2 protein-coding genes are annotated in these 1,064 nt (G+C 60.5%); both read right to left on the bottom strand.

Features of this window, described 5'->3' with window-relative positions; genetic code table 11:
* The coding region (locus tag MAXJ12_RS22395) for a Bax inhibitor-1 family protein (RefSeq protein WP_008838285.1) at positions 1-381 on the bottom strand (381 nt) is incomplete at its 3' end.
* Positions 382-416: 35 nt separating this feature from the next.
* The coding region (locus MAXJ12_RS37730; RefSeq protein WP_008838284.1) for an anti-sigma factor at positions 417-1,064 on the bottom strand (648 nt) is incomplete at its 5' end.

Here is a 1,064-nt window from a genome sequence, read left to right as displayed (position 1 = left end):
GGCGGCGATGAAGAAGGTGCGCGCGATGCTGGTGCCGGTGAACACGAGGAAAACCGACGCCAGCGACAGGCCCATGACCGCACAAAAAGCCCAGAACATCGTCTGTGCGCCGCTTGCCGACATCGATTGCATGCGGAACGAAAAGAAGAAAACAAAGGCCAATGGCGCCAGCATCACCACCCATTTGAGGGGCGTCGAGAAGATCGGCACGTAAAGCGCCGGAGTGGTTCCGACGATGTAGGCGACAAGGCCGGTGACGACGAGGCCAAGGCCCATATAGTTGTAAACGCGCAGCATGTGCTGGCGCAGACCCTCATCGATCAGGGCGCCGGCGTGGCCGCGGGCAGTTTCAAGGCCGTATTCTGGAATTGGCGTCTTCATGTGAATGCTCCTGTTTCTGGGATCAGTAGTTGCGACTAGTATAGTGTATCTGCCAGAGCGATTGCCGCCCGATCGAGATCGCGCGTGTTGGCTTTGGCCACAAGGGCATAAGCGACGTCACCGACCTGCCAATATGCGGCTGTGACGTCATCCTTATGAACGCTAGACGCCCGAACGACATCGAACGAGCCCGGCCGAACCGCGAAGAGCGAAAGCATATCGAAATCATTGGTCCGGATCGCCATCTCGACGCTCGGACCGAATTTGGACGGAAACACCTGGACGTCGGTCACATACCAGTCAGCCGGCAATTGCGGCATGACGATTGCGGTGGACGCACGAATTTCCTCGGGATCGTACTCTGGGACCTCGGGCTGCGAGGACATCGCCGCGCGGACCTGGGTCGTTCTATGGGCCATCACGGCATCCTCGACATAGGCTGGTGGCGGTGCGGACGCGATGACCTCCGTAACAGTCAGGGGACCGAGATAGGCGTTGGCAAACCCCCCAGCCGCGACAAAGAGGCCAAGCGCGGCGACACGGCGCATCCTGCTTAAAATCCGGCGCTGAACAAGCCCGCGTTCAAGCCGGCGCGCGGCATCGTTCGTGGTGGGGCGCGCGATGCGCAGCGGGCCGGCCATCGCCAGACGCAATTCATCGCGGGTTCTCAGATCCGACATGAT

The sequence above is a fragment of the Mesorhizobium alhagi CCNWXJ12-2 genome (assembly GCF_000236565.1).
GTDB classification, from domain to species: Bacteria; Pseudomonadota; Alphaproteobacteria; order Rhizobiales; family Rhizobiaceae; genus Allomesorhizobium; species Allomesorhizobium alhagi.
The sequence above is the reverse complement of the archived record's forward strand: the minus strand, read 5'-3'. Positions and strand labels throughout refer to the sequence as shown.